The sequence below is a fragment of the Pseudomonas syringae genome (genome assembly GCF_002157375.1).
In the GTDB taxonomy this organism is placed as follows: domain Bacteria; phylum Pseudomonadota; class Gammaproteobacteria; order Pseudomonadales; family Pseudomonadaceae; genus Aquipseudomonas; species Aquipseudomonas syringae_T.
Genome location: NZ_MTSA01000023.1, coordinates 61,470 through 67,854, shown reverse-complemented (window position 1 = coordinate 67,854; position 6,385 = coordinate 61,470). Strand labels below are relative to the sequence as shown.

Below are 6,385 nucleotides of genomic sequence, written 5' to 3'. Positions count from 1 at the left end.
CGCTGACGCGTTGAGGGTTTTTGTTTTTATGGCGTTCGCCATCCCCGCTTTGAAAACACGTTTTCGTTTCTATGCATCATGCCCTTGCGTGGCTATGATGCGTGCCTTATTGCAAGGCGAATCTAAATGCTTACTTTGTTAACGCTTCTTGCTGATGGTGCATTTCATTCCGGTCAGGTCCTGGGAAAAGCTCTGGGCGTTAGCCGCAGTGCTGTGTGGAAGCAGCTTCAGCAGCTTGAGCTTGATCTCGGCATTGAAGTTCACAAGGTGCGCGGACGCGGCTATCGACTAGCGACGCCCATTTCTCTTCTAAATCCTTCTGTCATCGCCCAAGCGGGACTCCCGACGGGCTGGTCGGTGCGAGTTCACGGCACGATCGACTCAACCAATGCCGAAGCCATACGTTTGATTGCGCAAGGCGCTTCAATGCCCTTGCTTGTAGTGGCCGAGCAGCAGACATCTGGGCGGGGGCGGCGAGGTCGCAAGTGGGTAAGCCCGTTTGCTGAAAATCTATACTACAGCCTGGTATTGCGGATTGACGGCGGGATGCGTCAGCTTGAAGGTCTTAGCCTGTTAGTGGGGCTTGCTGTGATGAATGTACTGCGTGATATAGGGGTTCAAGGGGCAGGGCTTAAATGGCCTAATGATGTGCTTGTCGGGAAGCGGAAGATTGCCGGCATCCTCCTTGAGCTTATCGGCGATCCGGCCGACGTGTGTCATGTGGTCATCGGTATAGGGGTTAACGTGAACATGCGGGCAACGGCCGAGGTCGATCAGTTGTGGACATCTGTTCGTCTGGAGACGGGACATCTTGCTGATCGAAACGATATCGCGGCTCGCATAAGCTGTCAGCTCGATACGCTTCTGGCTATACACCGCAAAGAGGGTTTTGCTGCGTTTCAGAGCGCATGGGAGCAAGGCCATCTTTGGCAGGGGGCGGCAGTAAAGCTGCTTTCGGGGATTGAGGTTGTGGAGGGTGTGGTGCTGGGAATCGACTCGCTTGGAGCACTGCGCCTGGACGTCGGTGGTGTTGAGAAGAGCTTTAGCGGTGGCGAGCTCAGCCTGAGGTTGCGTGATGATTCTTGAGCTCGATTGTGGCAATAGCTTCATCAAGTGGCGAGTAGCGGCCAAAAAAGGTGCAGTAGTAGTCAGTGGTGGCGTGGTGGACTCGGATGCTGCCTTATTGGAAAGCCTCAGCAAGCTTCCTGGCGTTTCATTCACAGAATGTCGCTTGGTCAGTGTGCGCAGCGCAGAAGAGACGACAAAGCTTGTCACCGTCCTTGTTGATGCTTTCTCGGTGACGCCTGTCTGTGCTGCACCCGCGCGTGAGCTTGCGGGTGTGACCAACGGCTATGACGAATTCGCGCGTCTTGGGCTGGATCGTTGGCTGGCTTTGGTTGGTGCTTATCAGCTCGTCCGGCGCGCATGCCTGGTCATTGATCTGGGGACTGCGGTGACCTCTGATTTTGTCGATGCCGGCGGGGCTCATCTCGGGGGTTTCATATGCCCTGGTATGCCGTTGATGCGCAATCAGTTGCGTACACACACTCGTCGCATCAGGTATGACGACATTGAGGCTGAAAAGGCCCTTGTTCATCTGGTGCCGGGGCGGGCGACTGCAGAGGCAGTGGAGCGCGGCTGTTCTTTGATGCTCAGGGGGTTCGCGTTGACACAGCTTGAGATTGCTCGCGGGTACTGGGGGGATGACTTCATTATCTTCGTGACAGGTGGCGATGCTTCACTGGTCAGGGATGTATTGCCGGAAGCGCGGATTGCTCCTGATCTGGTGTTCGTGGGCCTGGCTCTCGCTTGCCCTTTGCATTGAGGTAGTTATGCGTTGGTTATTTCTTCTCCTGTTGATGCTCAATGGCCTTTACTACGTATGGCACCAGCAGGAAGCTCCTCTCAGGGCAAAGGAGGTCATGCCTTTATCCTTGCATCGCCCCCCGCAGCAGGATATTCGGCTCCTCAGTGAGTCGGATGCGAGTGGTGCGGCGAACGATGTCGACGCAAAGTGTCTTTATGTCGGTGGCTTTGCCCGGCCGGAAGAGGCTCGCCTGGTTGAGCAGCGACTCAACAGTCTGGACATCCAGTCGCAATTCCGCTCGTTTCAGTCAAACAGTTCAGCGGTGTACTGGTTGAAAATCACTCCAGAGAGCCGTCGTCTCGTGGAGGCTGGCGTGATCAAGCAGTTGAGTCAGGATTTCCCTCAGTTAAAAAATCAAATAATGTCATGTGAGGGCATTGCAACTGTCGATTAGTTTACATAGAATGGCGCCCGCTTCGCAGTGAGGTGAAAGTCTCACGAACTAAGCAGCAGTAGTCAACGCATGTAACCTCAGGTTTTTACTGAGAAAAAGGTTGACAGAAGGGTGGCATGAGTTGAGAATGCTGCCTCGCTTAGGAGGGGTTCCCGAGCGGCCAAAGGGATCAGACTGTAAATCTGACGTCTACGACTTCGAAGGTTCGAATCCTTCCCCCTCCACCAGATTTAGCGCGAGCTGCAAATTGCGCGGGTATAGTTTAGTGGTAGAACCTCAGCCTTCCAAGCTGATGATGCGGGTTCGATTCCCGCTACCCGCTCCAAGCTTGCAGCTTATGCACTGTGATTTTGCTCTTGTAGCTCAGTTGGTAGAGCACACCCTTGGTAAGGGTGAGGTCAGCGGTTCGAATCCGCTCAAGAGCTCCATTGCTAAAGGCAGATATGAAAATATCTGCCTTTGTTTTAGGTGGGCTTGTTGTCTTAGGCCTGCTTGATGCTCTGTTCAGATTCCGCTTTTGGGGTGGTCTGTTCTGAATAAGGTGTTGAAAAACTCTCGTCAGGTCCGCATAATGGTCGGCCTGATTTTGCTTTTAGGTCAGTAGCTCAATTGGCAGAGCGACGGTCTCCAAAACCGTAGGTTGGGGGTTCGATTCCCTCCTGACCTGCCAGATTCCCTAGATGTAATCTGGCTTTCTTTTCACAGGATCTCCGTAGATGAATCCCAAGGCTGAAGCATCAGACTCTCGCTTTGATTTGCTGAAGTGGCTCCTGGTAGTCGTTTTGGTTGTCGTGGGTGTTGTCGGTAATCAGTATTACTCTGCTGAGCCGATCCTGTACCGTGTTCTCGCTCTCCTTGTGATTGCTGCTGCAGCTGCATTTGTAGCCTTGCAGACTGGCAAAGGTAAGGCTTTCTTCGTTTTGGCGAAAGAAGCTCGCGCAGAGATCCGTAAAGTCGTTTGGCCTACTCGCCAAGAAACCACGCAAACCACGTTGATCGTTGTGGCTGTTGTGCTGGTTATGGCGTTGCTGTTGTGGGGGCTTGATTCCCTGCTCGGCTGGCTTGTTTCCTTGATAGTTGGCTAAGGGTGTCCCGTGGCTAAGCGTTGGTACGTAGTGCATGCTTACTCGGGTTACGAGAAGCATGTCATGCGCTCGTTGGTCGAGCGTGTGAAGCTGGCAGGCATGGAAGATGGCTTCGGCGAAATTCTGGTTCCCACTGAAGAAGTGGTTGAAATGCGTAATGGCCAGAAGCGCAAAAGCGAACGTAAGTTCTTCCCTGGTTATGTGCTTGTTCAGATGGACATGAATGAGGGTACTTGGCACTTGGTCAAGGACACCCCGCGTGTCATGGGCTTCATTGGCGGTACTGCCGATAAGCCAGCTCCGATCACCGACAAAGAGGCAGAAGCAATTCTGCGTCGTGTTGCTGACGGTAGCGACAAGCCGAAGCCGAAAACGCTGTTCGAGCCGGGTGAGGTTGTTCGTGTCACCGACGGGCCGTTCGCGGATTTCAACGGCACGGTTGAAGAAGTTAACTACGAAAAGAGCCGTATCCAGGTGGCGGTGCTCATTTTCGGACGCTCTACCCCGGTAGAGTTGGAGTTCAGTCAGGTCGAAAAGGTCTAGCTGGGCTGAAATCCCATACCCCGCAGCTTAAGGCTGTGGGGTTTTTTCGTCACTGGGATATACGCGTAAGTAACCGGGGAGCCTTTGTTGGCGCTTGAACCCGTAATTGGAGTGCCTCATGGCCAAGAAGATAACCGCATACATCAAGCTGCAAGTGAAAGCCGCTCAGGCTAACCCAAGCCCGCCCGTTGGTCCTGCTCTGGGTCAGCACGGTGTGAACATCATGGAATTCTGCAAAGCGTTCAACGCCCGTACTCAGGGTATTGAGCCTGGCTTGCCGACTCCAGTGATCATCACTGTATACAGCGACCGTAGCTTCACTTTCGAAACAAAAAGTACCCCTGCATCGGTTCTGTTGAAGAAAGCTGCAGGCTTGACCAGCGGCTCGGCTCGCCCGAACACCGTTAAAGTTGGCACCGTGACTCGTGCTCAGCTGGAAGATATCGCTAAAGCAAAAAATGCGGATCTGACTGCAGCTGACATGGAAGCGGCCGTGCGTACCATCGCCGGTTCCGCTCGTAGCATGGGCCTTAACGTGGAGGGTGTGTAATGGCTAAGCTGACCAAGCGTCAAAAGGCAATCGCCGAAAAGATCGTAGCTGGCAAATCCTACAACTTTGTAGACGCTGCTGCCCTGCTGACCGAGCTGTCGACTGTCAAGTTCAGCGAGTCTGTAGATATTGCTGTCAACCTGGGTGTTGATCCTCGTAAATCCGACCAGGTCGTTCGTAGCGCTACCGTACTGCCGCACGGCACCGGTAAAACTGTACGCGTTGCAGTTTTCACCCAGGGCCCTGCTGCTGAAGCTGCTTTGGCTGCTGGTGCTGATCGCGTTGGTATGGACGATCTGGCTGCTGAAATGAAAGCAGGCGATCTGAACTACGACGTAGTTATTGCGTCCCCTGACGCAATGCGTGTTGTCGGTCAGTTGGGTCAGGTCCTCGGTCCTCGCGGTCTGATGCCTAACCCTAAGGTCGGCACTGTTACTCCTGACGTCGCTAACGCCGTCAAGAATGCCAAGGCTGGTCAGGTTCGTTATCGCACCGACAAAAACGGCATCATTCACACTTCCGTTGGCAAGGTCGGTTTCGACGCAATCAAGCTGAAGGAAAACGTTGAAGCCCTGATCGCTGATCTGAAGCGTATCAAGCCTGCTTCCTCGAAAGGTATTTACGTCAAGCGCATCACCCTGAGCACCACCATGGGTCCGGGCCTGGTCATCGACCAAGGTTCGCTGGAAGCGTAAGACAAAAATGGCGCGGCGTTGTTTGCCGCGCCGTTTGAAAGATTGGGGTCCCTGCCTGGCGGGGGCTATCCAAGACCGTAGGCGACGCAAGTCTTAAACCTCAAGCCTACGCAGATGGTGCTCCCGGTTCCTTACCGAATCAGACACCAAAACGACATCTGACTCCGGTCGGATGAAACGGTAACAAGCAGGAGTTAAACCCGTGGCAATTAAACTCGAAGACAAGAAGGCCATCGTCGCTGAAGTCAACGAGGCTGCCAAAGCTGGTCTGTCCGCTGTCGTGGCTGATGCCCGTGGTGTGACAGTCGGCGCTATGACCGGACTCCGTAAAGAGGCTCGTGAAGCTGGCGTTTACGTACGCGTTGTACGTAACACCCTGCTCAAGCGCGCTGTTGCTGACACTGAATTCAGTGTCCTCAACGACGTGTTCACCGGCCCGACCTTGATTGCGTTCTCCAACGAACATCCTGGCGCTGCTGCCCGTTTGTTCAAGGAATTCGCGAAAGGTCAGGATAAGTTCGAGATCAAGGCAGCTGCGTTCGAGGGCAAGTTCCTCGCAGCTAATCAGATCGACGTACTGGCAACCTTGCCGACCCGTAACGAAGCAATTTCTCAGCTGATGAGCGTGATTCAAGGCGCTACCAGCAAATTGGCTCGTACTCTGGCGGCTGTTCGCGACCAAAAAGAAGCAGCTGCAGCTTAAGGCTGAGTCAGATCTTTTCGCGTATTTTTGTTTATTTTGATGGTCGCGTAGGCCGTCCCCCAATTCAGGAAATTGAGTCATGTCTATCTCTCAAGACGATATCCTTAACGCCGTAGCTGAAATGTCCGTTATTCAGGTTGTAGAACTGATCAAGGCATTCGAAGAGAAGTTCGGCGTTACCGCTGCTGCCGCTTCTGCTGGCCCGGCTGCCGCTGCTGCTGTTGTTGAAGAACAAACTGAATTCAACGTCATGCTGCTGGAAGCTGGCGAGAAGAAAGTTAACGTGATCAAGGCAGTACGTGAGCTGACCGGTCTGGGCCTGAAAGAAGCCAAGGCAGTCGTTGATGGCGCCCCAGCACTGGTTCTGGAAGCTGTTGCCAAAGACGCAGCTGACAAAGCCAAAGCTACTCTGGAAGAAGCAGGCGCTAAAGTCGAGCTGAAATAAGCATCGATTTTGAGTGTCCAGCCCACGCGTTTAGCGAAAGGCTGATGGCTGGTGGCTTTTGCCACCGGCCTTTTTCCGTTATAGACGATTGGCGCTGTCAACG

9 protein-coding genes and 4 tRNA genes are annotated in these 6,385 nt (G+C 53.7%); all 13 read left to right on the top strand.

Features of this window, described 5'->3' with window-relative positions:
* Window positions 1-126 precede the first annotated feature (126 nt).
* The 13 genes from birA to rplL all read left to right on the top strand — a co-directional run bounded on the left by birA (window position 127) and on the right by rplL (window position 6,282).
* On the top strand, window positions 127-1,086 hold the full coding sequence (gene birA, locus BW686_RS23605) for a bifunctional biotin--[acetyl-CoA-carboxylase] ligase/biotin operon repressor BirA (RefSeq protein WP_084919992.1): 960 nt from the start codon (window positions 127-129) through the stop codon (window positions 1,084-1,086).
* Complete coding sequence (locus BW686_RS23600) at window positions 1,076-1,825, top strand: pantothenate kinase (RefSeq protein WP_084919989.1); 750 nt, start codon at window positions 1,076-1,078, stop codon at window positions 1,823-1,825. Before birA ends, BW686_RS23600 begins: the two co-directional genes overlap by 11 nt.
* A 7-nt stretch (window positions 1,826-1,832) precedes the next feature.
* Window positions 1,833-2,261, top strand: coding sequence for a hypothetical protein (locus BW686_RS23595; protein WP_084919987.1), 429 nt, complete (start codon window positions 1,833-1,835; stop codon window positions 2,259-2,261).
* Between the two features lie 142 nt (window positions 2,262-2,403).
* Window positions 2,404-2,488 (top strand) — tRNA-Tyr (locus tag BW686_RS23590).
* Window positions 2,489-2,512: 24 nt separating this feature from the next.
* Window positions 2,513-2,586, top strand: a tRNA-Gly gene (locus tag BW686_RS23585).
* Between the two features lie 27 nt (window positions 2,587-2,613).
* A tRNA-Thr gene (locus BW686_RS23580) sits at window positions 2,614-2,689 on the top strand.
* Between the two features lie 166 nt (window positions 2,690-2,855).
* A tRNA-Trp gene (locus BW686_RS23575) sits at window positions 2,856-2,931 on the top strand.
* A 46-nt stretch (window positions 2,932-2,977) separates the two neighbouring features.
* Entirely contained in the window at window positions 2,978-3,346 is a 369-nt protein-coding gene (gene secE, locus BW686_RS23570; RefSeq protein WP_005887064.1) for a preprotein translocase subunit SecE, read from the top strand.
* A gap of 9 nt (window positions 3,347-3,355) precedes the next feature.
* The gene (gene nusG / locus BW686_RS23565) at window positions 3,356-3,889 is read left to right on the top strand and encodes a transcription termination/antitermination protein NusG (protein WP_003186097.1); all 534 of its coding nucleotides are present in this window, start codon (window positions 3,356-3,358) and stop codon (window positions 3,887-3,889) included.
* 118 nt (window positions 3,890-4,007) lie between these two features.
* Window positions 4,008-4,439 carry a 50S ribosomal protein L11 gene (gene rplK, locus BW686_RS23560; RefSeq protein ID WP_002555500.1) on the top strand — a complete coding sequence of 144 codons (432 nt, stop codon included), beginning with the start codon at window positions 4,008-4,010 and terminating at the stop codon, window positions 4,437-4,439.
* On the top strand, window positions 4,439-5,134 hold the full coding sequence (gene rplA / locus BW686_RS23555; protein ID WP_084919984.1) for a 50S ribosomal protein L1: 696 nt from the start codon (window positions 4,439-4,441) through the stop codon (window positions 5,132-5,134). Before rplK ends, rplA begins: the two co-directional genes overlap by 1 nt.
* Before the next feature lie 202 nt (window positions 5,135-5,336).
* Window positions 5,337-5,837 (top strand): 50S ribosomal protein L10, encoded by a 501-nt coding sequence (rplJ, locus tag BW686_RS23550; RefSeq protein WP_004397081.1) that lies wholly within the window; start codon window positions 5,337-5,339, stop codon window positions 5,835-5,837.
* 79 nt (window positions 5,838-5,916) lie between these two features.
* The gene (gene rplL / locus BW686_RS23545; RefSeq protein ID WP_084919981.1) at window positions 5,917-6,282 is read left to right on the top strand and encodes a 50S ribosomal protein L7/L12; all 366 of its coding nucleotides are present in this window, start codon (window positions 5,917-5,919) and stop codon (window positions 6,280-6,282) included.
* Window positions 6,283-6,385: the final 103 nt, after the last annotated feature.

What these genes read in the sequence shown, in the direction of transcription:
- birA (WP_084919992.1), top strand. Translation starts at nt 127, where the DNA reads ATGCTTACTTTGTTAACGCTTCTTGCTGATGGTGCATTTCATTCCGGT.
- BW686_RS23600 (WP_084919989.1), top strand. Translation starts at nt 1,076, where the DNA reads ATGATTCTTGAGCTCGATTGTGGCAATAGCTTCATCAAGTGGCGAGTA.
- BW686_RS23595 (WP_084919987.1), top strand. Translation starts at nt 1,833, where the DNA reads ATGCGTTGGTTATTTCTTCTCCTGTTGATGCTCAATGGCCTTTACTAC.
- secE (WP_005887064.1), top strand. Translation starts at nt 2,978, where the DNA reads ATGAATCCCAAGGCTGAAGCATCAGACTCTCGCTTTGATTTGCTGAAG.
- rplK (WP_002555500.1), top strand. Translation starts at nt 4,008, where the DNA reads ATGGCCAAGAAGATAACCGCATACATCAAGCTGCAAGTGAAAGCCGCT.
- rplA (WP_084919984.1), top strand. Translation starts at nt 4,439, where the DNA reads ATGGCTAAGCTGACCAAGCGTCAAAAGGCAATCGCCGAAAAGATCGTA.
- rplL (WP_084919981.1), top strand. Translation starts at nt 5,917, where the DNA reads ATGTCTATCTCTCAAGACGATATCCTTAACGCCGTAGCTGAAATGTCC.